The organism is Sinorhizobium fredii USDA 257 (genome assembly GCF_000265205.3).
Taxonomy (GTDB): Bacteria; Pseudomonadota; Alphaproteobacteria; order Rhizobiales; family Rhizobiaceae; genus Sinorhizobium; species Sinorhizobium fredii_B.
Window position 1 is genome coordinate 4,860,176 of record NC_018000.1, and the last position, 25,343, is coordinate 4,885,518.

Here is a 25,343-nt window from a genome sequence, read left to right on the forward strand (position 1 = left end):
CGCGCCACGCCCTCTTTCAGCCGGAACGCACCAGGGAATCGAGCCGGGCGACAAGCGTCGCCCGGTCGATATTGAAGTTGCGGTCGACCCAGAAATTTTCAAGCTCCGTCAGCAGTTCGCCGATCTTGGGGCCTGCAGGAACGCCCGCCTTCAGGACATCGACCCCGCTCAAAGGGAAGACCGGTCGCTGCCACTTCCCCGCCCGTGCCAACAGCCGCTGCAGGGCGGCAGTCTCGGCCAGGAAGGCCGGATCGGTTTCCGACTTGCGTCGAGCCGAAGCAACGGACAGCTTGAGGCGCGCGATGATGCCCTCTTCACCGTGGCGGTAGAGCTCGCGATCGAGCGCCGCGTCCGCGAAGGTGGCAGCAATGGCCGGCGCCTCGGCAAACCGGGCGAGAAAGGCCGCTTCCGCTTTCGAAAGACGCAGCCGCGCCGCCATCGCCGCAAGCCGCTCGGCATCGGGCGGAACGATGGCCGCGAGCCTCAAGAGCGGCTCAGGCGTCCACGCGAACATCTTCTCGGCGGCAATCAGTCCCGGAATGGCATCGATGCCCCATTTCTCGGTTTCAGGCAGGACTTCACCGAGCACGCCTGACTGGCGCATCCAGAGAAGGGCGCGACCCGGATCCTCGGCTTTAAGCAGTTTCTTCATCTCGCCCCAGACGCGCTCGGCCGACAGCGTTGAGAGCATTGTGCGCGCCTGAGCGCAGGCTTTGAGCCCCTCCGCATCCGGTCTGCCCTGGCCATAGTGGGCGAAGAAGCGGAAGAAGCGCAGGATGCGCAGGTAATCTTCCTTGACCCGTTCGGCAGCGCTGCCGATGAAGCGCAGCGTCCGGCTGACTATGTCGTGCAGACCACCGACATAGTCGAAGATCTCGCCTTCTGCGTCGGCATAGAGGGCGTTGATCGTGAAGTCGCGGCGTTCCGCATCCGCTTTCCAGTCGGTGCCGAAAGCAACCTCGGCGCGGCGGCCGTCGGTCGCCACATCGCGGCGCAAAGTCGTCACCTCATAGGGTATCCCGTCGATCACCAGCGTGACGGTGCCGTGGTCGACGCCCGTCGGCACCACCTTGATACCGGCAGCCTTTGCCCGCTCCGCCACATCCTCCGGACGCCAGGTGGTCGCCAGATCGACGTCACCCGCCGGCAGGCCGAGGAGGCTGTTGCGAACGGCGCCACCGACGACCCGCACTTCGCCGCCGTCAGCATTCAACAGTTCGAAGACGCGGCGCAACGAAGGCGTCTGGAACCAGGACTCGGCGGCGATGGATGTCATGCATAAAGCCTTTCGTAGAGCATGCGGACGATACCGGCGGTGATCCCCCAGATGTTCCGCTCGCCATAGGGCATCCGGTAGAAATGCCGCTCCGCACCCTCCCAGTGGCGGCTTCCGCGCCCATGATTGCCGGGGTCCATCAGGAAAGAGAGCGGCACCTCGAAGACGCTCTCGACCTCTTCGGGATTGGGCACGAGCTCGAAACCGGGCTGGACGACGGCAAGCACCGGCGTGATGCGGAAACCGGACATCGCCATGTAATGCGGCAGCCGGCCGATCGTCTCGACGAAGCGCGGATCGAGACCAATCTCTTCCTGCGCTTCGCGGAGCGCCGCCACCTCGATGGAATGATCCTCCGGATCCACAGCTCCTCCCGGAAACGCCACCTGTCCGGAATGCTTGCGCAGATGCGAGGTGCGCTGGGTGAAAATCACGCTCGCATCGTCGCCGTCGTCGACCACCGGAACGAGCACCGCCGCATCCTTCAGATGCAGGGACTCGAGATAGGGAACCATGCCGGGGTTGAGGAGGAAGTCGCCGTGATCTCGCCAGGCGGTCTCGATCGGACCGCCCGTCTGCTTGAGCGCACGGCGGCGGAACTCGTCGGCGGAAAACGACGGCTGGCTCATCGCGACAGCGCTTCCAGTTCGGCCGCCGGCATGATCGGAAAGACGGCGCCCGCAGATCTGACGCAGAACATGTCGATGCCGTCGATCTCGACGGATTCGCCGAGTTCGACGATGTCGTACATGACCGGCCGGGAAACGAGCGCCTCAAGGCGCCCGCGCACATGCAGATAGGGCTTCAGTTCGCGGTTGTCGCCATGAATGACGAAGCGCAGCGGATGCTCCGGCCCCGCCTCCACCACGTCGCCGACATTGGTCCGGAAAGTGAGCACGGTTTCGTCCTCCCTGGCCGTGACGTTCATCTCGACGGCGATGAACGGCGCATCGGCGATGCGGATGCCGACCTTTTCCACCGGCGTGACCAGATAGGTCCTGCCGTCGTCGTCCTTGCGCAGGACCGTGGAGAACAACCTCACCAGCGGCTGCCGGCCGATCGGCGTGCCCATGTAGAACCACGTTCCATCGCTACGGATTTCCATGTCGATGTCGCCGCAGAATGGCGGATTCCAGCGCTCGACCGGCGGCAGCCCTCTTGGTTCGCCGCCCGTCTGGCCGGCAGCGCGCGCGATCAGTGCGGCAAGCCCCGCCGCATCGCCCGTCTGATGAATCTTGGCTTCTGCCATTGTTCTGTCCCGTTTGGCCCCAATCTTGCCTCGGAAGCGTAGCGCGTCCAACAGACGTGCAGGATGTTCGTCACCGGTTACGAGCACCTTGACCGCACTTCGCGCTTCGCGGAGAAGCACCGGTATGCTTCAGGGCTTCTTGAAGCTCACGAGATAGTGCGTTGGCGGCGGCTTGTCAGCCGTCTGCCAGGGTCTAAATTGAAAAAAGGGAACCGACGCCGGGTAATGCCGAATCGGGTTCGACAGGCACGAGCGGGAGACAAGCGATGAGTGTGATGAAAAGCGCGGCGGAAGCGGCCGACGAGAAGGCGATCGTCGCTGCCGCGGAAGCGGCTCTCGGCGAAATCGCCCTCATCCGCGCGGAGGTCGGCAAGGTCATCTTCGGCCAGGAGAGCGTCGTCGAGCAGACCCTGCTGGCGGTGCTTTCCGGCGGCCACGCCCTGCTCGTCGGCGTGCCCGGCCTCGCAAAGACCAAGCTCGTCGCCACGCTCGGTACCGTTCTTGGCCTCGCCAACAGCCGCATTCAGTTCACGCCCGACCTTATGCCCTCGGACATTCTCGGTTCGGAAGTGATGGATCAGGATGCTACGGGCCACCGCTCCTTCCGCTTCATCCCCGGTCCGATCTTCACCCAGCTCCTGATGGCCGACGAGATCAACCGGGCCTCGCCGCGCACCCAATCGGCGCTGCTGCAGGCCATGCAGGAGTATCACATCACCATTGCCGGCGCCCGCAAGGACCTGCCGCAGCCCTTCCACGTGCTGGCGACCCAGAACCCGCTCGAACAGGAGGGAACCTATCCGCTGCCCGAGGCCCAGCTTGACCGCTTCCTGATGCAGGTCGACGTCGGCTATCCGGAGCTCGCCGCCGAACGGCAGATCCTGTTGGAGACCACCGGCGTGACGGAGACTGAAGCCCGCCCGGTGATCAATGCCGAGCGCCTGCAACAGCTTCAGAACCTTATTCGTCAGATGCCGGTCGGCGAAAAGGTCGTCGAGGCCATCCTGTCGCTCGTTCGCTCCGCCCGGCCGGGCAATGGCAATCCGGCCACCGACAAGAACGTCGCCTGGGGGCCGGGTCCGCGTGCCGGCCAGGCTCTGATGCTTTGTGCCCGGGCCCGTGCGCTCTATGACGGCCGGCTGGCGCCCTCGATCGACGATATCCTCGCGCTTGCCGAACCCGTGCTGCAGCACCGCATGGCGCTGACCTTCGCCGCCCGCGCCGAGGGCATGACGGTGCGGGATGTCATCGCCGAGCTGGTGAAGCGAGCCAAGGGATAATCCATGGCCTCGATCGGGCAGACAGTCGCGCGTACACCGTCCGGAGAAGTGCTGTCGCGCGCCCAACAGCGCGCGATGCTCGTTCCCGACTGCCTAGTCGAAGCGCGTCGCATCGCCAACACGGTGATTGCCGGCTGGCACGGCCGCCGCAAGCGCGGCATCGGCGAGAATTTCTGGCAATTCCGCCCCTACAGCCAGGGCGAAAGCCTGTCGCGCATCGACTGGCGCCGCTCGGCTCGCGACGATCACACCTATGTTCGCGACCGCGAATGGGAAGCGGCACATACGATCTGGCTCTGGGCGGATCTGTCGCCGTCGATGATGTACAAGTCGACGCTCGGCGCCGTCTCCAAGGAAAGTCGCGCACTGGTGCTGATGCTGGCGCTTGCCGAAATCCTCGCCCGCTCCGGCGAGCGGATCGGCTGCCCCGGGGTGATGGAGCCGGTTTCCGCCCGCAACGCCGCCGAACGCCTGGCGACAGCGATCATGCTGAGCCCGCTCGGCGAAGGCCTGCCCGAGACCGGCATGATCCGCGGCGCCAGCGATCTCGTCCTCATCGGAGACTTTCTTGATCCGGCCGACAAGGTGATGGGGCGGCTCGGCCCGCTCGCCCGCCGGAGCCTGCGCGGGCATGTCGTCGAGATCGCCGACCCGGCCGAAGAGGTCTTCCCCTATGCGGGCCGCACCGAATTCACCGACCCCGAGACCGGCGAGAAACTAACGGCGGGCCGCGCCGAGATCCTGCGCGAGGATTACCAGCGCGCCTACCGCGCCCGCCGCGACAGCCTCGGCGATGGTCTCCGCCATCTCGGCTGGACCTTCATTCCGCACCGGACCGACCGGCCGGCATCGGAGGCCCTCGTCGCCGTGCATATGTATCTTTCCGGAATGCCCACCCGCGCGACACACGGGGGGCAACTATGATCGGCGGCCTCGCCTTCGCCTTCGCCAATCCCGCAATACTGGCAGCACTTGTGGCCCTGCCGGTGATCTGGTGGCTCCTGCGCATGATGCCGCCGAGGCCGGCGGCGGAAGTCTTTCCGCCGTTGCGCATTCTCGCCTCGGTGATAAAGCGTGAGGAGACGCCGTCGAAAAGCCCCTGGTGGCTGACGCTTCTCAGGATGTTGATGGCCGCCGCAGTTATCTTTGCGATCGCAGACCCGGTCTTCAATCCCCGCAGCAACACCCTCGCCTCCTCCGGTCCGTTGGCGCTCCTGATCGATAACAGCTGGGCGACCGCGCCGGATTGGGAGCGAAGGGTCGAGGCTGCGACGGCGTTGATCGACGATGCCGAGGCGAAGGATCTTGCCATTTCCATTCTTTTCACCGGCGACCGCCAGCACGATGCGACGCCCGCTTCGGCCGCCGCCGCACGCACCCGGCTCGCCGCCGCCGCGCCCGAGCCGCTTCCCGCCGATCGCCAAACGGCGCTTGCGGCGCTGAAAACCGCCTTCGGCGACACGCCGCCCGGGACGATCGCCTACGTCACCGACGGCATCGAATCGGGCGACGGCAAGACCATGGAAGCACTGAACGGGATCGGCGCGGCCGAGATGCGGGTGATCGAGGCCGACGGCAGCCAGGCGTTGGCACTGACCAGCACCAGCAATGACTCGAGCGGCATGTCGGTGACGGCAACCCGCCTGAAGATGGATGACCGCCGCTCTCTTTCGATTGTCGCCTACGATACCCGCGGCCGTGCCATCGCCGACGGCGCAATCGATTTCGCCCCTGGTGCAGCTGTCGCCAAGGGAACGATCGAAGCTCCATTCGAACTGCGCAACGATTTCGCCCGCCTCGGCATCGAGGGCGCGGCGAGCGCCGGCGCCACGCATCTCCTGGATGACGGTTTCCGCCGGCGCCGGGTCGCTCTTTTGAGCGGCGAGGCGCGCGACCTGTCGCAGCCGCTCTTGTCACCGCTCTACTACATCAATCGCGCGCTCGCGCCCTATGCCGATCTCATCGAACCGCGCGAGACCGATCTCGCCGTGGCCATTCCCGAGCTCCTGGAACAGCGCCCCTCCGTCCTGATCATGGCCGACATCGGCCGGTTGCCCGAAGAAACCTATCCGCTGCTGTCGAAGTGGATCGAAAATGGCGGCATGCTGATCCGCTTCGCCGGCCCCAGGCTTGCCGCGGCACCGGCGGACGATCCGCTCGTTCCCGTCACCCTTCGGCAGGGCGAGCGGGCGCTCGGCGGCGCGCTCTCCTGGTCGGAGCCGCAGCCGCTCGCCGACTACCCCTCCAACAGTCCCTTCGCGGGCATGGCGCGGCCGAGCGACATTCTGGTCAAGCGGCAGGTACTGGCCGAGCCAACCGCGGATCTGGTTGAGCGCACCTGGGCAAGCCTTGCCGACGGCACGCCGTTGGTGACGACGGCGGCGCAGGGGACCGGCCGCATCGTCCTCTTCCATGTCAGCGCCGAGGCGACCTGGTCGAACCTGCCGATCTCAGGGCATTTCGTGGAGATGCTTCGCCGCAGCGTCCAGCTTTCGCGCAGCGGCGGCGTCGCCGGTGAGAGCAAGGCGGCGCAGGCGCACACGCTGGCACCCTTCCGGCTCCTCAACGCCGACGGCATGCTGGTCGCAGAAACCGGCAATGCCCGCCCGCTGGAGGTGCAGCCCGGCAAGACCCCCTTACCACGCCGGACAACCCGCCCGGTCTCTATGGCTCCGAGGACGGGTTCACGGCCTTGAACCTGTTGCCGCGCGACGCCGAACTCAAGCGGATCGACATGACCGTTGCCGGGCCACATATCGTCGAGCGGCTCGCGCGTGCAGAGAGCTGGTCGCTTAAGCCGGCCTTGCTGACACTCGCCCTGCTTCTGCTGATCGCCGACGCCGTCATCGTGCTCTTCATGGGCGGCGCCTTTTCTCGCCACCGCATGGCACGCGCCGCGTCGATACTGATCTTCATGCTTGCCGCGGGCGCCCTCTTCACACCGCCACAGGCCTTCGCAGACGATACCCGTCCGGACGACGAGCGGATTCTCGAACGTCTGGACACCACGCATCTAGCCTATGTCGTCACCGGCGAGGACGAGGTCGACCGGCTTTCGGAGAACGGGCTTCGCGGCCTGACTGATTTCCTGACCTACCGCACCACGCTTGAACCCGGCGCGCCGGTCGGACTCGACATTACCAGGGACGAGCTCAGCCTCTATCCGATCATCTATTGGCCGGTCTCGGCCAGCGCACCCATGCCGAGTCCACAAGCCGTCAGCCGCATCGATGCCTATATGCGCGCCGGCGGCACGGTCTTGTTCGACACGCGGGACCAGTTCTCCTCGCTCGGCGCATCGTCGACCGGCACGAGCCCGAACACGGAACGGCTGCAGGCCTTGTTGGCCAATCTCGACATACCGCCTCTGGAGCCGGTGCCGGCCGATCACGTCCTGACGAAGGCCTTCTATCTCCTGACGAATTTCCCCGGTCGCTACACCGGGAGCCCGCTCTGGATCGAAGCACAGTTCGAAAATCGCGACGAGCCGAGCAACCGGCCGGCCCGTTCGGGTGACGGCGTGACGCCGATCATGATCACCGGCAACGACTTTGCCGGTGCCTGGGCGGTGGACACCAACGGCGTCGCCCTGCTGCCGACCGTGCCGCCCGACGAGATGCAGCGCGAATATGCCTTCCGCTCCGGCGTCAACATCATGATGTATATGTTGACCGGCAACTACAAAGCCGACCAGGTACACGTCCCGGCCCTGCTCGAGCGGCTCGGACAATGAGGCCGCGATGACGATCGATTTTTCACCGCTCCTTCCCTGGCCCTACCTTGCCGCACTAGCGCTCGTTGCGGTGGCCCTGGCGGCGTTCGGCATCTGGCGCGGCGTGCGCGGCGCCTGGCTGCGGGCCGCGGCGCTCACGGCATTCTGCCTTGCACTCGCCAATCCGGTGCTGTTCCAGGAAGAGCGCGAGCCGCTTTCGACCATCGTCGCCGTCGTCGTCGACCGCAGCCAGAGCCAGGAGAATGACGGCCGGCGCGAACAGACGGACAAGGCACTCGCCGACCTCAACGAGCGGCTCGCCCGCTTTCCCCAGATCGAGACACGCGTCGTCGAGGCGGCGGATGGCGAGGAGACCGAGGCTCCCTCGACCAAGCTCTTCGGCGCGCTGGCGACGGCGCTTGCGGACGTGCCGCCCGCCCGCGTCGGGGGTGCCATCTTCATCACCGACGGCCAGATCCACGACGTGCCGGACGTCAACCAGAAACTCGGTTTCGACGCGCCGATCCACGGTCTCATCACCGGTAAGCCGGACGAATTCGACCGACGCATCGAGATCGTCAACGCACCACGCTTCGGCATTGTCGGCGAGCAGCAGAAACTGACCTTCCGTGTCGTAGACGATGGCGTCGCCCCAGGCGGCAGTGCCGAGGTCACGATCCGCCTCAACGGCAACGAGATCGCCACGGAACATGTGGAACCGGGAACCGATGTCCCGTTCAGCTTCACCGTCCCGCGCGGCGGCAACAACATTCTCGAATTCGCGGTCAACCCGCTCCAGGGCGAAGTGACGGAAGTCAACAATCGCGCCGTTCACGTGCTGGATGGTATTCGCGAGAACCTGCGCGTTCTCCTCGTCTCAGGCGAGCCGCACGCCGGTGAACGGGCCTGGCGCAATCTTCTGAAATCCGATGCCGCCGTCGATCTCGTGCATTTCACCATTCTGCGGCCGCCGGAAAAGCAGGACGGCACGCCGATCAACGAACTCTCGCTCATCGCCTTTCCGACGCGCGAGCTCTTCGTCGATAAGATCAGCGAATTCGACCTGATCATTTTCGACCGCTACCAGCACCGTGGCGTGCTGCCGATTCTCTACTACGACAACATCGCCCAATATGTGCAGAACGGCGGCGCGCTGCTGATTGCGGCAGGCCCGGAACATGCCGGCGACGATTCGATCGCGGCAACGCCGCTTTCGGCAGTCCTGCCCGCAAACCCCACCGGCGTCATGAATGAGAAGGCCTTCTTCCCGCGGCTTTCCGAGGAAGGCCGCAAGCATCCGGTGACCCGCGGCCTCGAAGGCGCCGCGAGCGAGCCGCCAAGCTGGGGACGCTGGTTCCGCACCGTCGATGTCGACCGGCCGCTCGGACAGACCGTCATGGAGGCGGCCGACGGCAAGCCGCTCCTGGTCCTCAACCGCGTCGGCAAGGGCCGCGTCGCCATGCTGCTCTCCGATCAGGGTTGGCTCTGGGCGCGCGGCTTCGAAGGCGGCGGGCCGCATATCTCGCTCTACCGGCGCACCGCCCATTGGCTGATGCAGGAACCGGCGCTCGAGGAAGAAGCGCTGACGGCGCGCGCCCTGGGACGGACGCTGGAAATCACTCGGCAGACGATCGAAGGCGATCCCGGCCAGGCGACGCTCACCTACCCTTCTGGCCGAACGCAGGAGATAGGGCTCACCGAACGCGAACCGGGGCTCTACAAAGCGGAACTGAAGACCGACGAAATCGGTCTCTTCGAGGTCGCCAATGACGAACTGACGACGCTCGTCCATGTCGGCAATGTCGATGCCCCGGAGTTCAAGGCGGCGATCTCGACAGAGGTAAAACTCGAGCCCTGGGCGGAGAAGACCAAAGGCATCGTCCGCCGGCTCGCGGATGCGGATGGCCCGGTCGATCTGCCCTCGATCCTGCCCGTTCGAGGCGCAGTGCGTGTCGCCGACGACCAGCGGCTGTCGCTGCGCATGACCGACGAAACGGTGCTCAAGGGCGTCAATTCGCTGTCGCTGTTCGCCGGCATCTTCGGCCTCGCCGCCCTGCTCTTCCTGATCTCGGCGATGTGGTACCGCGAGGGCCGGTAAATCTGACTTGTTGACCAGGAAATCAGGCGGCGGCGCCTTCGGCTTGTGGCTGTTCGACGATATCAACGGCTGGCACCGCACTGTCGTCCCGCCAGGCGATCACGCCGTCGAGCCGAGCGTGAACATCCGCCGCAAGCGGCACGACGAGCACCCGCGCCGGATCGACCGGACCGGGGAATTCAAGCACGCCGTACCGGACCTTCTCGAAGCCGAGCGGCTGGTAATAGGGCGGGTCGCCGACCAGGATGACCGCGTCGGAACCTTTCCGCCGCGCGGCCTCGACGGCAATTCGCACCAGTTCCCGGCCGATGCCCTTGTTTTTGTGCGAGGGCCGCACGGCGAGCGGACCGAGCAGGTGCCCTTTGACGGAGCCGGCGATCACCGGAGTCATCCGCACCGATGCGATCGTTTCGCCGTCGTCGGTGCAGATGAACGACAGCGACCGATCGTGCGGTCCCTGCTCGCGGATCCGCGCGGCCGCACGGGCAAACCGACCGGGGCCGAAAGCTTCCTCGTTGATGATTTCGATGGCTGCGTCGTGGGAGGCGTCTTCGGTCAGATAGACGAGATCGTGCTTTTTCATGGAGTCGAGAACCGGCATGCGAACGAACAATAGGGATGGCTCGCCCAGAGGGCGTTTGCAGCATCAGCGTCGTCGCAGGCTTCCCGACAGGATCATTGGTTCGGTCGCTTCCGAAAATGAAAAAACTTCGGATCGCCGATAGCAGAAAATCGCCGCCTGTCAAAGCCTAAAACGCACTGTTCAAAATTTCATACCTATCGGCGAGCCGATCGCGCCCTATCTTCTCGAGCAGAAAAGAGCTGGAAGGAAACGCGCTCATGGGCAGGCTGGTGGACGGCGTCTGGCAGGACGTCTGGTACGATACCGTCGAAACGAACGGGCATTTCAAACGCAGCGTATCGCAGTTCCGCAACTGGGTGACCGCCGACGGCTCGCCCGGCTCCTCGGGGGAAGGCGACTTCAAGGCCGAGGCGGATCGCTATCATCTCTATGTGTCGCTTGCTTGTCCGTGGGCGCATCGCACGCTGATCTTTCGCAAGCTGAAGAAGCTCGAAGAGCTGATCCCGCTTTCCGTCGTCGATCCGCTGATGCTGGAAAACGGCTGGGAATTCAAAGGCGAGAACGGCGGCACGGTCGACCACCTGTTCGGCTCAAAGGCCCTTTGGCAGATCTACGCACGGGCCGATCCCAACTACTCCGGCCGTGTCACCGTACCGGTGCTCTGGGACAAGAAGAAGGACATGATCGTCTCCAACGAGTCCGCCGAAATCATCCGCATGTTCAATTCCGCCTTCAATCACCTGACCGGCTCGACCGCGGACTTCTATCCGGAGGACCTGCGGGAGGAAATCGATGCGCTGAATGCCCGCATCTACGACAAGGTCAACAACGGCGTCTACAAGGCCGGCTTCGCCACGCGTCAGGAGGCCTATGCGGAGAACGTCACGGCGCTTTTTGCCATGCTGGACGAGCTGGAAGGCCGCCTCGCGTCACGACGCTATCTCTTCGGCGACCGCATCACCGAGGCGGACTGGCGCCTGTTCACGACATTGCTGCGCTTCGATCCGGTCTATGTTGGCCACTTCAAATGCAATATCCGCCGCATTGCCGACTATCCGCAGCTGCGCGGCTACCTGCGCGATCTCTATCAGGTGCCGGGCGTCGCCGAGACCGTCAATATGCGCCACATCAAGGAGCATTATTACCGCAGCCACAGGATGATCAATCCGACCGGTATCGTGCCGGTTGGGCCGGAGCTCGATCTCGAGGCGCCGCACGGGCGCGACGATCTATAGGCTACCAGAGCACATCCGGCTTCATGGTTCCGGCGAGCTCGGCAAGCCGGCGGCGGGTGGCGGGCGTGGTATCCGGCGGAAGATCGCCGAGCGCAAAGAAACCGGCCGCAGCGATTTCCAAATCCGCCACCTTCGGCCGCACCTGGCGGACATCGTCGCAGCGAAAGAAGACGACGTGATCGCGCTTGCTGGTTCCCGGATTGTAAAAGACCTGCACGAGGAGCGGCGGTCCGGTCAGTTCGAGGTTACCCTCCTCCTTGAGTTCGCGGACGAGTCCTTCGAACGCGGTCTCGCGCCGGTCGACACCCCCGCCAGGAAAGTGCCACCCGGGCAGGTATGAATGCCTGACGAGGAACACGCGGCCATCCGGGTCGAAACACGCCGCCCGCACCCCGAGCGTCATGCCACGCGAAACGGCGAAATAAACGTGAGCGAGCCGTGCCAGCGGCCATAGCCAGTTACGCGCCTCCTGTGGGCGATCCTGGTCCATTGGCTTCTCCTTCCCGGCAACGCGACGTGCGACCACGATCTTCTGGGCGGCCGGCGGCACCTGAGCCGCTGCGTCGGGATAACCCATTCAAGTGATTCCCCTGCCGCCGAATATGCGCTAGACCGAGGCGATGTTCAAACTTGCGCATATTTCCGACGTCCATCTCGGCCCTCTGCCCGACCTGTCCTTCCGCGAACTCGCTTCCAAACGCATTACCGGCTTCGTCAATTGGCACAGGAACCGTGCCCGCCATCTGTTTCCTGGCACGCTCGCATGTCTGATGGAAGACATCGAAAAGCGCGATCCGGACCATCTGGCGATCACCGGCGACCTCGTCAACCTAGCCTCTTCTCTGGAGATCGAGGCGGTCACCGAATGGCTCACCGAGGCCGGCGACCCGCAGGACATCTCCGTCGTGCCCGGCAACCACGACGCCTATGTGCCCGGCGCCTACGAGAAGACGGCACGCGCCTGGTATCCTTTCATGCGCGACGATGGCGGCCCCACCGGGTGGATCAAGGATCATCACTGTTTTCCCTATATGCGGGTGCGCGGTTCCGTCGCCCTCATCGGCTGCTCGACGGCGGTCGCCACGCCTCCCTTTGCGGCAAGCGGCTATTTCGGTCCGCGGCAGGCGCGCGCCACGGTCAACCTCTTGCGCGCGGCCGGCGACGCCGGCCTGTTCCGGGTCGTCATGATCCATCACCCGCCGATCCGCGGCGCGACATCCATGCACAAGCGCATGATCGGCATCCGCCGCTTCGCCGCGACCATCTCGTCGGGAGGGGCCGAATTGGTCATCCACGGTCACACCCATCTCAACACGGTCTACTGGCTCAGGGGGCACGCAGCGCCGGTACCGGTCGTCGGGATCGCCTCCGCTTCGCAGGGGCCGGGCGGCAGCAAACCCGTCGCCGCCTACAACCTGTTCTCGATCGGAGGTGAACCGGGAGCCTGGCACCTGACCCGCGAGCGCTTCGCCCTCGGTGCGGACGCGAAGACCGTGTTCCTTGCGGAGACGACCCAGTTCCACGCTGAGGGCGTGCTCAGCGGGTAGGATAATTTTTCGATTTCCGTCGAATAATCCGCAAGGCTTCGGCGTCTATTTCGCGTTAGGGTGTCGAAAGCCGCCGGAGCGACATTTGCGTCGGTCGGTCACCGGCCACCGCGATGTTCAAAAGGAGATACGCATGATGAACCGAAAGATCGCTCTCTTCACCGTAGCGGCCTTTGCAGCGTCGATGGCGGGCCAGGCGCTGGCCGTCGGCGACAACAACAACGAGCCCCCCAAGAAAACCAAAACGACTACCCAGTGCAAGGCTGGCAAGGTCTGGGACGCCAAGAGGAACAGTTGCGTCGACGCGAAGCGGAGTGATCTCGGCGACGATATCCTGTTCGACGCCGCACGCGAGCTCGCCTATGCCGGCCAATACGAGAATGCGATCAAGGTTCTCGGCGCCATGAAAGAGCAGCGGAGCGCCCGCGTTCTGAATTACCTCGGCTATGCCAACCGCAAGGCCGGACGCATGGAGCTCGGCATGCAGTATTACAAGCGCGCCATTCAGGCCGACGAGAATTACATTCTCGCACGCTCCTATATGGGCCAAGCCCTGGTCGAACAGGGGCGGGTCGAGGAGGCGAGAGCGCAACTCGTCGAAATCCGCGATCGAGGCGGCGAAGATACCTGGGCATACAGGGCCCTTTTAGAGTCCCTCGGAGGCGTTCGTCACTATTGACGGCGCGCATGATCTTTCTCCCTGCGGCTGGCGGCAATTTCCCGAGAAGCCGGGACGCAAAAAAGTCTTTGCGATCCGGCTCTTCCCTTGCAGACTTCGGATCAAGTTTCATATCATGAGCCGTGCGTTCGCACGGCGAATAGACGGATGATCCGGCACGTCTCACTGGAAGAGAAATGCGCCCAGCGGCAGAGATGAAGGACTTCAGACGGGATTTGGTCAGCCTGCTGCCCAAATTGCGCCGCTTCGCGATGACGCTGACGCGCAATGCCAACGACGCCGACGATCTCGTCCAAGAGGTTTGCGAGCGGGCGATCAGCCGCAGCCAGCTATGGAATGGCGAAGGCAGGCTGGAGAGCTGGATCTATACGATGACCCGCAACCTCTGGGTGGACGAGGTCCGCAAGCGCAAGGTCCGCGGCACCGGCAGCATGGTCGACATGTTTGACCAGACCGAACTGAAAGTCGAAGCCGCAGCCGAGAAAGCCGTCTATGCCAATCAGTTGCAGAAGATGATTCTCTCCATGCCGGAGGGACTGGCGAGCGTCTTCCTGCTGGTCAACGTCGAGGGCCACAGCTACCGGGAGACGGCAACGATCCTCGGCATTCCGATCGGCACGGTGATGAGCAGGCTTTCGACGGCGCGCCTGCGGCTTGCAGCCATGTTGTCCGAAGATACCGAAAGGAGGGCCTGACCGTTGCAGCAGACGAAGGGCCTGGCGCTCGCAGTGCGGTTGTCCGCCTATATCGACGGCGAAATCGGCGAGGCGGAAAAGTCCGAGCTCGACGCCCTGCTGGCGCGAGACGACGACGCCAGGGCGCTGCTCGAGAAATTGAAGGCAGGCAGCGCATTCGGCAACAGGGCATTCGAGGATTTCCTTCACGATCCGGTGCCGCTGGCATTGGTGCGGCAGATCAAGCAGGGACCCGGCATCAGCCCGAAACTGGAGCGGGTGGCGACGTCGAACCTTCCGAAACGAGGCGCCCGCGTCTTGCCACGCCTGGTGGCCGCATCGGTAGGCCTGCTGTTGACCGGAGGCGTCGCGGGGTTCATTCTCGGCAGTACGACCCATCTCGTCGAACCGGCCGGCGAGACCGCCGCAAACCCGTGGATCAACGAGATCGCCGACTATCATCGCGTCTACTCGCGCCAGAAGGCGCATCTCGTCGAGGTGCCGGCCTCGCAAGCGGCCCATATAGAATCCTGGCTGACCTCGAGCGTCGGCGTCCCCTTCAAGGTTCCCGATCTGACGCGCAAGGGTCTCGCCTTCGAAGGCGCCAGGCTGCTGGTCGCAAATGGCAAGCCGGTGGCCCAGCTCGTCTACCGGGACCAAGAGGGCGAGATTTTCGCCATCTGCTTCCTAAGAGGCGGCGATGGGGCTGAGGCGGACGAGTTCGGCGAGACCATCCGCGGCGATCTGGGATTCGTCTCCTGGCAGAAGCAAGGCGCCTCCTACGTCGTCGTCGGTCCGTCGTCGGCTGCCGGGTTGCAGGATCTCGCGCATACGGTGGCGGCGGTCATCTGATCTCGTCGGAAGTCGCGGTTTCGGCCCCTCATCCGGCCTGCCGGCCAGCTTCCCCCGCAAGCGAGGCGAAGGAGACTCGCCTCAAGGCCTAGAGCCTTTCCCCGCCTGCGGGGGAGAGGGCTATTGCATGTTTCCTTAAATCGCAGCCGATTTAAGGACAAAAACATGCAGCAGTTCAAAATGCTACAGCGCCTTTGTGCGTAAAAGACGCACGGCGCTGTAGGGTGAGGGGCAAATTGCGAGTTCGCACAGCTATTACTCGCCCGCCTGTAAAGTTCGGATTACCGGCCCCTCATCTCCAAAACACGATTGGCGGCCGAGACGATCGCTTCGAGCGAGGCTGCAACGATGTTGGTGTTGATACCGGCGCCGAACAGCGTGCCGCCCGGATGCTCGACCTCCACATATGCGATCGCGGCGGCATTCGAGCCGTGCTGCAGCGAGTGCTCGGAATAGTCCGCGACCGAGAGCTCGACGCCGAGATAGATCGACAGCGCATTGATGAAGCCGTCGATCGGACCGGTGCCCTTGCCTTCGATCCGCTTCGTCTCGCCGCCGTCGGTGATCTCGGCGGCAACGACGCGCAGGCCCTTGTGGTCCCCCACGGGGTAGGTGTGGTGATCGACGAACTTGATGCGTGCGTCGGGCTGCTCGACATAACGCTCGATGAAACGCTGATGAATGCGCTTCGACGGCAATTCCTTGCCTTCCTCGTCGGTGATCCGCTGAATGTCCTCGCGGAACTCGATCTGCAGGTTGCGCGGCAGGTTGATGCCGTAGTCCTCCTGCATGATATAGGCGATGCCGCCCTTGCCCGACTGCGAGTTGATGCGGATGATCGCCTCGTAGCTGCGGCCGACGTCGCGCGGGTCGATCGGCAGATACGGCACTTCCCAGGTGGGCTTATTGGCCTGCTTCAGCGCCTTCATGCCCTTGTTGATGGCGTCCTGGTGCGAGCCGGAGAAGGCGGTATAGACCAGTTCGCCGACATAGGGGTGGCGCTCCGGAATGACCATCTGGTTCGAATACTCGTAGACTTCCTTGATCCGCTCGATGTCGGAGCAATCCAGCTGCGGGTCGACGCCCTGCGTGAACATGTTAAGCGCCAGCGTCACCACGTCGACATTGCCGGTGCGCTCGCCATTGCCGAAGAGCGTGCCCTCGACACGATCGGCGCCGGCCATCAGGCCCAGTTCCGTGGCGGCGATGCCGGTGCCGCGGTCGTTGTGCGGATGCAGCGAGATGATGAGGTTCTCGCGATTGTCGAGGTTGCGGCACATCCACTCGATCTGGTCGGCATAGACGTTCGGCGTCGCCATCTCGACCGTTGACGGCAGGTTGATGATGAGTTTGTTCTCCGGCGTCGGCCTGACGATCTCGGTGACGGCGTTGCAGATTTCCAGCGCCACTTCGAGTTCCGTGCCGGTGAAGCTTTCCGGCGAATATTCGAAGCGGTAGCCGCCGCCGGCCTTCGCCGCCATGTCGGTGATCATCTTGGCGGCGTCGGTGGCGATCTGCTTGATGCCGGCGACGTCCTTGCTGAAAACGACGCGGCGCTGCAACTCGCTCGTCGAGTTGTAAAAGTGGACGATCGGCCTGTGCGCGCCCTGAAGCGCCTCGAAAGTACGGGTGATCAGTTCCGGTCGGCACTGCACCAGCACCTGCAGCGAGACGTCGGCCGGGACATTGGCTTCTTCGACACACCAGCGGGCAAAGTCAAAATCGGTCTGCGACGCGGATGGGAAGCCGATCTCGATCTCCTTGAAGCCCATGTCCACGAGCAGATGGAACATGCGGGCCTTCCGGTCGTGCCCCATCGGATCGACAAGCGCCTGATTGCCGTCTCGCAGGTCCACCGAGCACCAGATCGGCGCCTTGGATATCGTCTTGGAAGGCCAGGTGCGATCCGACAACGCGACCTGCGGATAGGGCTGATATTTCACCGCGGCCTCGGACATGCCGGTCTTGATGGGATGCGATCTCACTATCATGTGCAGCTTCTCTTCGCCAATGGAGCGTAGCTTGCCGGATGCAATAGCCGATCACGGGCGATTGCGAGGCTGAAGCCGACGCCTTTGTTTCAGTTCTTGGGAGGTTAGAGGAGCAATCTGCCGGCAAGGCTTTTCGGCCGCCGGGCGCTCCTCACCGGACCCGGCAACCGCGAGTAAGGCCGAGAAGAAGAAGCGAGGCAAAGGTGCGCGAAGGGGCACGATCATGATCGTGTCCGGAGAAGATCGCAGCGATCTTGTGCGCATAAGCCTTGGTCATGTCAGTGCCTATACACGCCCGGCCGTGCCGGAGCAAGGGAGGAGAAGCGAGAAATGTCCGAGCCCCCTCCGCCCGCTGATGTGTTTTCAAACGACAAGGGCACCGGCCTCAGGCGGTGCCCTTTGATCGGGTGTCGTCGACAACAAGACCGATCAGATCTCGGCGACGGAGGTGACGATCCGCGAGACAAGCCCGTAGGACTTCGCCTCGTCGGCGCCGAGCCAGTAATCGCGGTCCGTATCCTTTGCGATCTTCTCGACCGGCTGGCCGGTCGCCTCGGCGAAGATTTTGTTCAGCCGCTCGTTCATCTTGATGATTTCACGCGCCTGGATCTCGATATCGGAGGCCATGCCGCGCGTGCCGCCGGACGGTTGGTGCAGCAGGAAGCGGGTATTTGGCAGGCAGATGCGCCGCTCCTTCGGAGGAGCGACGAAGATGAGCGCGCCGGCAGAGGCGACCCAGCCGGTGCCGACCGTCCAGACCTTCGGCTTCACGAACTTGATCATGTCGTGAATGCTGTCACCGGATTCGACGTGTCCGCCCGGCGAGTTGACGAAAAGGCGAATGTCTTCGTCGCTGGCCGAAGCGAGCGCCACAAGCTGCGAGCAGACCTTCTGCGCCAATTCCTGGGTGATCGTCCCGTAGATGAAAATCGAACGCGACTTGAAAAGGTTCGCCTCGGTTTCCTTGCCCAACGGCAGCTCGGTCTTCTTTTCTTCCTGGTCGTCGTCGTTCATCCGCATGCTCCGGACTCCTCATGAAATGTCACAAGGTCAGATAATGCGACTCGATGCCGAAGACAATGCAAACCGGCTGGAGAAGAACGGTTTGGACCGCCAGCGCTGCCGCGATGGTAAATTGGAGCACAGTCAAATGCCGTATGGACAGCGGGCGAAAGCCCAATAAGATCAGCACGTCATCAGAGCAGACAGGTCGCCTCCCAAGCCTGTCGACAAGTGGGGACCAAAATGAAGACACGCATGCTCATCGCCACCGCGGCACTTGGCGCTTCCACCGCGCCCGCCTTCGCGCATCTCGATCCGGCCGAGCACGGCTCGCTGGCGGCAGGCTTCTCCCATCCGTTTTTCGGAGCGGATCATGTTCTTGCGATGGTCGCCGTCGGCCTCTGGGCTGCGCAGATCGGCGGCCGGGCCCTCTGGGCGGTTCCTGCCGCCTTCGTCGCCATGATGGCTGTCGGCTTCGGGCTCGCGCTCGCCGCCGTTCCCCTGCCCTTCGTGGAGCCGGCCATCCTCGCCTCGGTCGTCGCCCTCGGACTGGTCGTCGCAATGGCCGTGCGTCTCGACGCAGCGCCTGCCGCTGCGCTCGTCGGAATCTTCGCGCTCTTTCACGGCCATGCCCACGGGGGCGAATTGGGACAGGCGGGCGCCTGGACCCTCGCTGCCGGTTTCATCATCGCAACCGCCTTGCTGCACACCGCAGGCGTCGGCCTCGGTATCGCGCTCGCGACGCTTTCGAACAATGGCACCCTTGCCCGCACGCTCGGCGCAATCACCGCACTGGCCGGCGCGGCGCTGATCTTCGGCTGAGGAGCACTGCAATAGCGCTGCAAGCGGCGGGCTTCCTGCCGCTTCACCCGCGGCCGCGATAGGTCGGCACGCCCTGATCCGGCAGCCAGACACCCTCCGGCGGATTGCCGGTCTGCCAGAACACGTCGATCGGGATGCCGCCGCGCGGATACCAGTAGGCGCCGATCCTGAGCCACTTCGGGGAGAGCAGCGACACCAGCCGCTTGGCGATATCGATGGTGCAATCCTCGTGGAAAGCGCCGTGGTTGCGGAAGGAATGCAGGAACAGCTTGAGCGACTTCGATTCGACCAGCCAGCCGTTCGGCACGTAGTCGAGGACGATATGGGCGAAGTCCGGCTGACCGGTCATTGGGCAGAGCGAGGTGAATTCCGGCGCCGTGAAGCGGACGACGAAATCCGTGCCCTCATGGTTGCTCGGCACCCTTTCCAGAACAGCTTCCTCCGGGCTCTGCGGCTGGTCGACCTTTGTTCCTAATTGCGAAAGTCCTGATACGTCCGTCTTCGTCATTTCCGTGATGCTCCCTGGATCACGATGATTTTGGGTCGACTCGACCCAAGATCTTAAACGTGATCGATTCTAAAAAAAGTAAGAGCGGGATTCGGGCGGAAAACCGCACTACGTTTTTCCTCATCCCGCTCTGGTCTTCACGCGCACGCCGTGCGCCTTTTCGCCTTCCGGCTCGACATGAATGGCGACCCTCGCGCCCGGATGAACGGCGCGGATCGCATCCTCGATCCGGTCGCAGATATCATGGGCGTCGCCGACCGGCATCGTCTCCGCGACGACCATGTGGAAATCCACGAAGGTGACCGCACCGGCCTGTCGCGTCTTCAGATCATGAACGCCGAGCGATCCGCCGGCATTAGCGGCGATCGCCTGCTTGATTGCCTCTTCTTCCTCCGCCGGCGCGGCTTTGTCCATCAGCCCGTCGATCGAGCCCGAGATGACCTTCCAGCCCTGGAACAGGATATTGCCGGCCACCACCACCGCAAGCAAAGGATCGAGGATCGCATAGCCGGTGGCAATGGCAAGAACAAGGCCCACGAGCACCCCCACCGAGGTGACGACATCGGAGAGGATGTGATGCCCGTCGGCGCTGAGCGCCGGCGATCGATGCGTCTTGCCGGCGCGGATCAAAACATAGGCCCAGATCGCGTTGATGACACCCGCACCGAAGTTGATTGCAAGACCCAGCACCGGGGCGTCCAGCAGGGAGGGCGCCAGCATTTCGGGCACCGCTTCCCAGAGGATCAAGAGCGCCGCCACGACGATCAAAACGCCTTCGATGACCGCCGAAAAATACTCCGCCTTGTGGTGCCCGAAAGGGTGGTCGGCGTCTGCCGGCTTCGCTGCGTAGCCGATCATCGCATAGGCGATCACCGCAGCGACGACGTTGACCACGGATTCCAGCCCGTCGGACAGCAATGCGACCGACCCCGTCAACCACCAGGCAAGCAGCTTCAGCCCCATGACGCTGAGAGAAAGCGGAATGCCCCAAAAGGCCAGCCTCAACACCGTTCGATTGTCGGACGCGGTCATCTTCATTCCTCGTGCAGATGCAAACGAGTCGCAAATGCATTGCCATTGAAACGCAAAACCGCCCGCGCGGGTTTTCGCGCAGGCGGATTTTCATGCCCCATATGGGCGATAAGGAACGACTTGTCAAAGGCGCGATCACGACTTCGGGCTTCTGCTCCAACCGCCCGTCCATGAAGGCATCAAGCGGCCTTGATCTTCGCCCTTTTCGCCAGGTGCGCCACGACATTCTCGATCATCCGCATACCGGCGTCACCACCAAGCGTCATGATCGATTCCGGATGGAACTGCACGGCCGCTACCGGCTCCTTGACGTGCTCGATGCCCATGATCGTTCCGTCCTCGCTTTCGGCGGTGATCATGAAGTCGCGCGGCAGGGTCGACGGATCGGCGAAGATCGAATGATACCGGCCGACCGTCACGTCTTTGCCAAGACCCGAGAAGACGATTCCGGGTTCCAGCACGCGGATGCGCGACGGCTTGCCGTGCATCGGAATTGCCAGGTGGCGCAGATCGCCGCCATAAGCCTCCGCCAGCGCCTGCAGGCCGAGGCAGACGCCGAAGATCGGCAGGTTGCGCTCCCGCGCCTTCTTGATCGTCGCCTTGCAGTCGAAATCCTTCGGGCTGCCGGGGCCGGGAGAAAGCACGACGAGGTCCGGCTTGACCCGGTCGAAGATTTCCTCGGCCACCGGCGTGCGCACCGTCGTCACCGTCGCACCCGTCTGGCGGAAATAGTTCGCCAGCGTATGGACGAAGCTGTCTTCGTGATCGACGAGCAGGATGTTGACGCCGGCGCCGACGGGCGCAACGTCGCGCCCAACCTTGGCGCTGTTGGCGGCTTTCGCGTCGCGGATGGCTGCAATCATGGCGGAGGCCTTCAGTTCGGTTTCGGCTTCTTCTTCTTCCGGATTGGAATCATAGAGCAGCGTCGCGCCCGCCCTCACCTCGGCGATCCCCTCCTTGATGCGGATCGTGCGCAATGTCAGCCCGGTGTTCATGTCACCGTTGAAGCCGACCATGCCAATGGCGCCGCCGTACCAGGCGCGCGGGCTCTTCTCATGGCTCTCGATGAAGCGCATCGCCCAGAGCTTCGGCGCGCCCGTCACCGTCACAGCCCAGGCGTGGCTGAGGAACCCGTCGAAGGCGTCCATGTCGTCGCGCAGCCGGCCTTCGATATGGTCGACCGTGTGGATCAGCCGCGAATACATCTCGATCTGCCGGCGGCCGATCACCTTCACCGAGCCCGGCACGCAGACGCGGCTCTTGTCGTTGCGGTCGACGTCCGAGCACATGGTGAGCTCGGACTCGTCCTTCTTCGAGTTCAGCAGCTTGAGGATCTGCTCGCTGTCGGCGATCGGATCGTCACCGCGCTTGATCGTCCCGGAGATCGGGCAGGTCTCGATGCGGCGGCCGGAAACCCGGACGAACATCTCCGGCGAGGCGCCGACGAGATATTCCTGGTTGCCGAGATTGATGAAGAACGAATAGGGCGACGGATTGATCGCCTTCAGCCGGTTGGAAATCTCGGAGGGGCGGCTTTCGCAGCGCTCGTAGAATTTCTGTCCCGGCACCACCTCGAAGAGGTCGCCGCGCCGGAAGCTCTCCTTCGCCTTGACGACGAGCTCGGCATATTCGCCGGGGCGATGATCGCCGTGCGGCGGAATGCTGTCGACGATGCGGAACGGCTCGGGAGCGATATCCGTCGCCTTGCCCCCCGTCGAGACGCCGTCCTTGGCGAAATCATAACGATCGATCCAGGCCTTGGCAGCGTAGTGGTCGACGACGAGAATCTCGTCCGGCAGGAAGAGGACCATGTCGCGCTGGTCGTCCGGCCGGGTGAGCTTCAGCTCGATTGCATCGAACTGGAAGGCGAGATCGTAGCCGAAGGCGCCGTAAAGGCCGAGGCTCGCATCCTCCTCCGAATGGAACAGATTTGTCACGGCGCGAAGCACCGTGAAGACCGTCGGCATCTTCGAGCGCTCTTCCTCGGTAAAGATGCGGTGCGGCTCATTGATGGTGAGTTCGAGACGGCGGGACGTCGAGGCCCCGAGGGTGATGTCGGCGACGGTTTGCAAGTGCTCGGCGATCAGCGCCAGCAGCACCTCGCCGCGCTCGTTATAGGCTTCGATCCAGAGCGAACGACCGAAGGAGGAGATGGCGAGCGGCGGGTCGACGACGGCGGTGTCCCAGCGCGTATAGCGGCCGGGATACTCGTAATTCGACGAGAAGACCGCGCCGCGACGCTCGTCGAGCCTGTCCACATAGGAGGCGATCGCGTCCGCATAGGATGCGTCGCGACGCCTGCGCGTGACGACGATGCCGCCCTTCGTGGTGTAACTCTCCGCGCCGTCTTCCAGAATTACCGTTGCCATTCGCCTCGCTCCGTAAAAAAGCCCGGTCATTCCACGCGGCCCGAATACGAAAAAAGCCGCCTCGAAATCTCCGGGCGGCTTCATGTCTCAATCACGCGTGACTGGTCAAGGCCGCCTCAGCGAGCCCACCACCAGATCGAAATGTTCTGCGTGTTTGCCATGGGCGAAGTGTTAGCGTGCCTTTCGGCGGCACGCAAGCGGGAAAAACGACACCGAATGCTCGCCGAAAGAAGAGAGGCGGCCCTTTCGAACCGCCCCCTATGCAGTCGTCGAGGCAACGAAAGCTTAGAACTTCGCCTTCGCCGTGACGAGGAACGTCCGGCCCCGGCCAGTGTCGACCGTGCTGCCGGCGATTGTGCTCGACGCCGGCGTGTAGGTCTTGTCGAAGACGTTCGTCACGCTGCCGGTCAGTTCGAGACCGTTCTCGAACTTGTAGTTCGCGAAGAGATCGACAAGGCCGTAACCGGGGACGGTGGCGGATCCGCTTGCCCCCGCGTTCTCCTCGCCGATGAAGGCGTTGGAAACGGCATAGATACGCGTGCCTACCGTCAGGCGCTGTTCCTCGAGAAAACGCGCCCCGAGGGTCGCACTTACGATGTCATCGGGAAGGAAGCTCTGTACGCCAAAGCCATTGACCTGGGACGGTAGGTCGCTCTCCGTATGCGTGTAGGCAAGGTCGCCGAACACGTAGCCGGCATTATAGGCTGCCTGCAGTTCAAAGCCCTGAACCGTGGATATTCCGGGATTGTTGACAAAGAATATTTGCATCCCGCCGTTGGCCAAAGCCGCAGTGATATAATTGTCCACCCTGTTGTGGAAATAGTTCGCCTTCAGGCGGAAGCTGTCTCCCGTAGCGATGAGGTCATCCAGATTGATGTTCGCGCCGATTTCCCAACCCTTGGATATTTCCGGCTGGAGGAACGGGTTGGGGAAGAACATTTGGAATCCACCGGGATGCGAACCGCCGACGAAGATTTCGTTGACCGTCGGAGCGCGCGAGGTCTCCGCATAGGTCACGTAGGGCTGCAGCCATTCGGTGGCATTGACGGCGAGCGTGACACTCGGGTTGAGGCGGCCGTCCGATTCGTCGACGCTATAGGCGCCCGCGGGCACGCCAAGCGGATTGCCGGCGCTCACCGAGCCGGAGCCGTCGATGTTGAAGTGGTCGTAGCGCAGGCCGGCGGTCAGGTCGACGATGCCATAAGTGAAGGTGGTTGAATTGAAGATGCCGGTCGTCGCATTCTTGCCGCTGCCGTTGACGCCGCCGGTCGGCTGCGCCGCGCTGTTGATGACATCGTAGTCATCCTGGAAATATTCGACGCCATAATTGGAGCGCATGGCAACCTCGCCGAGGTCGATTGTCGAGGTGTTCGAAATGTCGAACCCGATGCCGGTGTCGGTAATGCGCCGTCCCTTGGCCGAACCGGCGCCGCTGACATTGCCGTCATATTTCATCTTCACGCGGTTGTAATAGGCGTTCGCGCGCAGATCGATCAGTTCGTTGTCGGGCGTGTAGGCATAGTTCGCGCTGACCGTCTGGTTCGTCACGTTCTGGAAATAGGAGTTCGCGAAGAAGTCATTGTCGTAGGACATCGCGCTGAACTTGAACGAATGGTCCTTGTCCGGCGTGATCTCGGCCTTCAGGAGGCCGGAGAGCAGATCCTCCTCGGTGAATGGAACTTCGACACCGTCGCCATTGTCGTAATTGCCCGGATCGCTCTTGCTGATACCGCCCAGTACCGAGGCGACGTCGTTGAAGCGATAGGCGCCGAGCAGCGATTCCGACCAGCCACCGCCGTTCGTGCCGTAGGTGGCGACGGCCTGGCCGCCATAGGTCTTGCCGTCCTGGATCAGGTCCTCGATGTCATAGGTCTTGAAATTGACCGAGCCGGCCAACGCGCCGCCGCCGACGCCGGTGACGGCGCCGCGGGTCAGGTCGATCTCGGAAAGGAAGGCGGGATCGACATAGGCGAAGCCTTGGGCCTCGTGGCCGGTGAAGCGGAAATTCTGACGCACGCCGTCGATCATCATGTTGACGCGGCCGGAGCCTTCGAAACCGCGAATGTTGACGGCAACGCCGGGGTTTTGCGGGTTGTTGGCCGTCGAGGTGCCAGGCACGCTGCGCAAGAGATCGTCGGTCTCCTGGCCCGCCTGGAGTTCGATTTCATCCGTGCTGACGACGCTCGAAGGACCGGGCTTCGCATAGGGATCGGCTTCGCGCCCGCCCTTGACGACAATCGGCGAGAGATAGGTCTCACCCTTCTTTGCAGCTTCCTCTTCTTCGACCTCCGTCTGCTGAGATGCTGTCGCGCTTTGCGCGAAGCTGTCGGAAGCGACTGACAAGGCGATTGTCGCAGTGCATGCGAGAAGAGCCAGGCGATGATGCCGGTTGAGCATGGACCAGTCCTTTGAAATTGTTGGCCGGGCTTGCTGT

Annotated in this window: 21 protein-coding genes and 1 pseudogene; 10 read left to right on the forward strand and 12 right to left on the reverse strand. The window is 63.4% G+C overall.

Annotated features, from left to right (window positions below; translation table 11 throughout):
* Positions 1 to 16: 16 nt before the first annotated feature.
* From USDA257_RS22830 to USDA257_RS22840, 3 genes are read right to left on the reverse strand one after another with little or no spacing between them, the layout of a single operon-like run.
* Complete coding sequence (locus tag USDA257_RS22830) at positions 17 to 1,276, reverse strand: CCA tRNA nucleotidyltransferase (protein WP_014765354.1); 1,260 nt, start codon at positions 1,274 to 1,276, stop codon at positions 17 to 19.
* Positions 1,273 to 1,905 carry a CoA pyrophosphatase gene (locus USDA257_RS22835; protein ID WP_014765355.1) on the reverse strand — a complete coding sequence of 211 codons (633 nt, stop codon included), beginning with the start codon at positions 1,903 to 1,905 and terminating at the stop codon, positions 1,273 to 1,275. The genes USDA257_RS22830 and USDA257_RS22835 overlap by 4 nt, the downstream gene beginning before the upstream one ends.
* A complete protein-coding gene (locus USDA257_RS22840; RefSeq protein ID WP_014765356.1) occupies positions 1,902 to 2,525 on the reverse strand; it encodes a DUF1285 domain-containing protein in 624 nt (207 codons plus the stop codon). The genes USDA257_RS22835 and USDA257_RS22840 overlap by 4 nt, the downstream gene beginning before the upstream one ends.
* A gap of 266 nt (positions 2,526 to 2,791) precedes the next feature.
* Between USDA257_RS22840 and USDA257_RS22845 the strand changes: the two genes are divergently transcribed.
* From USDA257_RS22845 to USDA257_RS22860, 4 genes and pseudogenes are all read left to right on the forward strand, one after another.
* Positions 2,792 to 3,805 (forward strand): AAA family ATPase, encoded by a 1,014-nt coding sequence (locus USDA257_RS22845; protein ID WP_014765358.1) that lies wholly within the window; start codon positions 2,792 to 2,794, stop codon positions 3,803 to 3,805.
* A gap of 3 nt (positions 3,806 to 3,808) precedes the next feature.
* Positions 3,809 to 4,729 (forward strand): DUF58 domain-containing protein, encoded by a 921-nt coding sequence (locus USDA257_RS22850; protein ID WP_014765359.1) that lies wholly within the window; start codon positions 3,809 to 3,811, stop codon positions 4,727 to 4,729.
* A pseudogene (locus tag USDA257_RS22855) lies at positions 4,726 to 7,538 on the forward strand (DUF4159 domain-containing protein). Before USDA257_RS22850 ends, USDA257_RS22855 begins: the two are co-directional and overlap by 4 nt.
* Before the next feature lie 7 nt (positions 7,539 to 7,545).
* The gene (locus USDA257_RS22860) at positions 7,546 to 9,615 is read left to right on the forward strand and encodes a membrane protein (RefSeq protein WP_014765360.1); all 2,070 of its coding nucleotides are present in this window, start codon (positions 7,546 to 7,548) and stop codon (positions 9,613 to 9,615) included.
* Between the two features lie 22 nt (positions 9,616 to 9,637).
* Here the strand turns inward: USDA257_RS22860 and USDA257_RS22865 are convergent, their stop codons facing one another.
* Positions 9,638 to 10,198: a GNAT family N-acetyltransferase gene (locus USDA257_RS22865; RefSeq protein ID WP_041415538.1), complete on the reverse strand. Its 561-nt coding sequence runs from the start codon at positions 10,196 to 10,198 to the stop codon at positions 9,638 to 9,640.
* Positions 10,199 to 10,455: 257 nt separating this feature from the next.
* On the opposite strand from USDA257_RS22865, the gene USDA257_RS22870 reads away from it, so the two are divergent.
* Positions 10,456 to 11,433 carry a glutathione S-transferase family protein gene (locus USDA257_RS22870; RefSeq protein ID WP_014765362.1) on the forward strand — a complete coding sequence of 326 codons (978 nt, stop codon included), beginning with the start codon at positions 10,456 to 10,458 and terminating at the stop codon, positions 11,431 to 11,433.
* Between the two features lies 1 nt (position 11,434).
* Here USDA257_RS22870 and USDA257_RS22875 read toward each other — a convergent pair whose 3' ends face one another.
* Positions 11,435 to 11,923 carry an NUDIX domain-containing protein gene (locus USDA257_RS22875; protein ID WP_041415540.1) on the reverse strand — a complete coding sequence of 163 codons (489 nt, stop codon included), beginning with the start codon at positions 11,921 to 11,923 and terminating at the stop codon, positions 11,435 to 11,437.
* A 130-nt stretch (positions 11,924 to 12,053) separates the two neighbouring features.
* Between USDA257_RS22875 and USDA257_RS22880 the strand changes: the two genes are divergently transcribed.
* The 4 genes from USDA257_RS22880 (at position 12,054) to USDA257_RS22895 (ending at position 15,185) form a co-directional block, all read left to right on the forward strand.
* The gene (locus USDA257_RS22880) at positions 12,054 to 12,980 is read left to right on the forward strand and encodes a metallophosphoesterase family protein (RefSeq protein ID WP_014765364.1); all 927 of its coding nucleotides are present in this window, start codon (positions 12,054 to 12,056) and stop codon (positions 12,978 to 12,980) included.
* A 136-nt stretch (positions 12,981 to 13,116) separates the two neighbouring features.
* Positions 13,117 to 13,659 carry a tetratricopeptide repeat protein gene (locus USDA257_RS22885; protein ID WP_080605833.1) on the forward strand — a complete coding sequence of 181 codons (543 nt, stop codon included), beginning with the start codon at positions 13,117 to 13,119 and terminating at the stop codon, positions 13,657 to 13,659.
* Between the two features lie 176 nt (positions 13,660 to 13,835).
* On the forward strand, positions 13,836 to 14,354 hold the full coding sequence (locus USDA257_RS22890) for an RNA polymerase sigma factor (protein WP_014765366.1): 519 nt from the start codon (positions 13,836 to 13,838) through the stop codon (positions 14,352 to 14,354).
* A gap of 3 nt (positions 14,355 to 14,357) precedes the next feature.
* Positions 14,358 to 15,185, forward strand: a complete 828-nt coding sequence (locus USDA257_RS22895; RefSeq protein WP_014765367.1) for an anti-sigma factor family protein — start codon at positions 14,358 to 14,360, stop codon at positions 15,183 to 15,185.
* A gap of 281 nt (positions 15,186 to 15,466) precedes the next feature.
* Here the strand turns inward: USDA257_RS22895 and leuA are convergent, their stop codons facing one another.
* Positions 15,467 to 17,176: a 2-isopropylmalate synthase gene (leuA, locus tag USDA257_RS22900; RefSeq protein WP_014765368.1), complete on the reverse strand. Its 1,710-nt coding sequence runs from the start codon at positions 17,174 to 17,176 to the stop codon at positions 15,467 to 15,469.
* Positions 17,177 to 17,605: 429 nt separating this feature from the next.
* Entirely contained in the window at positions 17,606 to 18,190 is a 585-nt protein-coding gene (locus USDA257_RS22905) for an ATP-dependent Clp protease proteolytic subunit (protein WP_014765370.1), read from the reverse strand.
* Positions 18,191 to 18,421: 231 nt separating this feature from the next.
* Here USDA257_RS22905 and USDA257_RS22910 point away from each other — a divergent pair, with 231 nt between their 5' ends.
* The gene (locus USDA257_RS22910; protein WP_014765372.1) at positions 18,422 to 19,000 is read left to right on the forward strand and encodes a HupE/UreJ family protein; all 579 of its coding nucleotides are present in this window, start codon (positions 18,422 to 18,424) and stop codon (positions 18,998 to 19,000) included.
* A gap of 43 nt (positions 19,001 to 19,043) precedes the next feature.
* Here the strand turns inward: USDA257_RS22910 and queF are convergent, their stop codons facing one another.
* The 5 genes from queF to USDA257_RS22930 all read right to left on the reverse strand — a co-directional run bounded on the left by queF (position 19,044) and on the right by USDA257_RS22930 (position 25,306).
* The gene (queF, locus tag USDA257_RS22915) at positions 19,044 to 19,508 is read right to left on the reverse strand and encodes a preQ(1) synthase (RefSeq protein WP_014765373.1); all 465 of its coding nucleotides are present in this window, start codon (positions 19,506 to 19,508) and stop codon (positions 19,044 to 19,046) included.
* Positions 19,509 to 19,628: 120 nt separating this feature from the next.
* The gene (locus USDA257_RS22920) at positions 19,629 to 20,540 is read right to left on the reverse strand and encodes a cation diffusion facilitator family transporter (RefSeq protein ID WP_014765374.1); all 912 of its coding nucleotides are present in this window, start codon (positions 20,538 to 20,540) and stop codon (positions 19,629 to 19,631) included.
* A 179-nt stretch (positions 20,541 to 20,719) separates the two neighbouring features.
* Positions 20,720 to 22,909, reverse strand: coding sequence for an anthranilate synthase (locus tag USDA257_RS22925; RefSeq protein ID WP_014765376.1), 2,190 nt, complete (start codon positions 22,907 to 22,909; stop codon positions 20,720 to 20,722).
* 116 nt (positions 22,910 to 23,025) lie between these two features.
* Positions 23,026 to 23,070 (reverse strand): trpE operon leader peptide TrpLE, encoded by a 45-nt coding sequence (trpLE, locus tag USDA257_RS37430; RefSeq protein WP_178385068.1) that lies wholly within the window; start codon positions 23,068 to 23,070, stop codon positions 23,026 to 23,028.
* A gap of 124 nt (positions 23,071 to 23,194) precedes the next feature.
* Positions 23,195 to 25,306, reverse strand: coding sequence for a TonB-dependent receptor domain-containing protein (locus USDA257_RS22930; protein ID WP_014765377.1), 2,112 nt, complete (start codon positions 25,304 to 25,306; stop codon positions 23,195 to 23,197).
* Positions 25,307 to 25,343 lie beyond the last annotated feature (37 nt).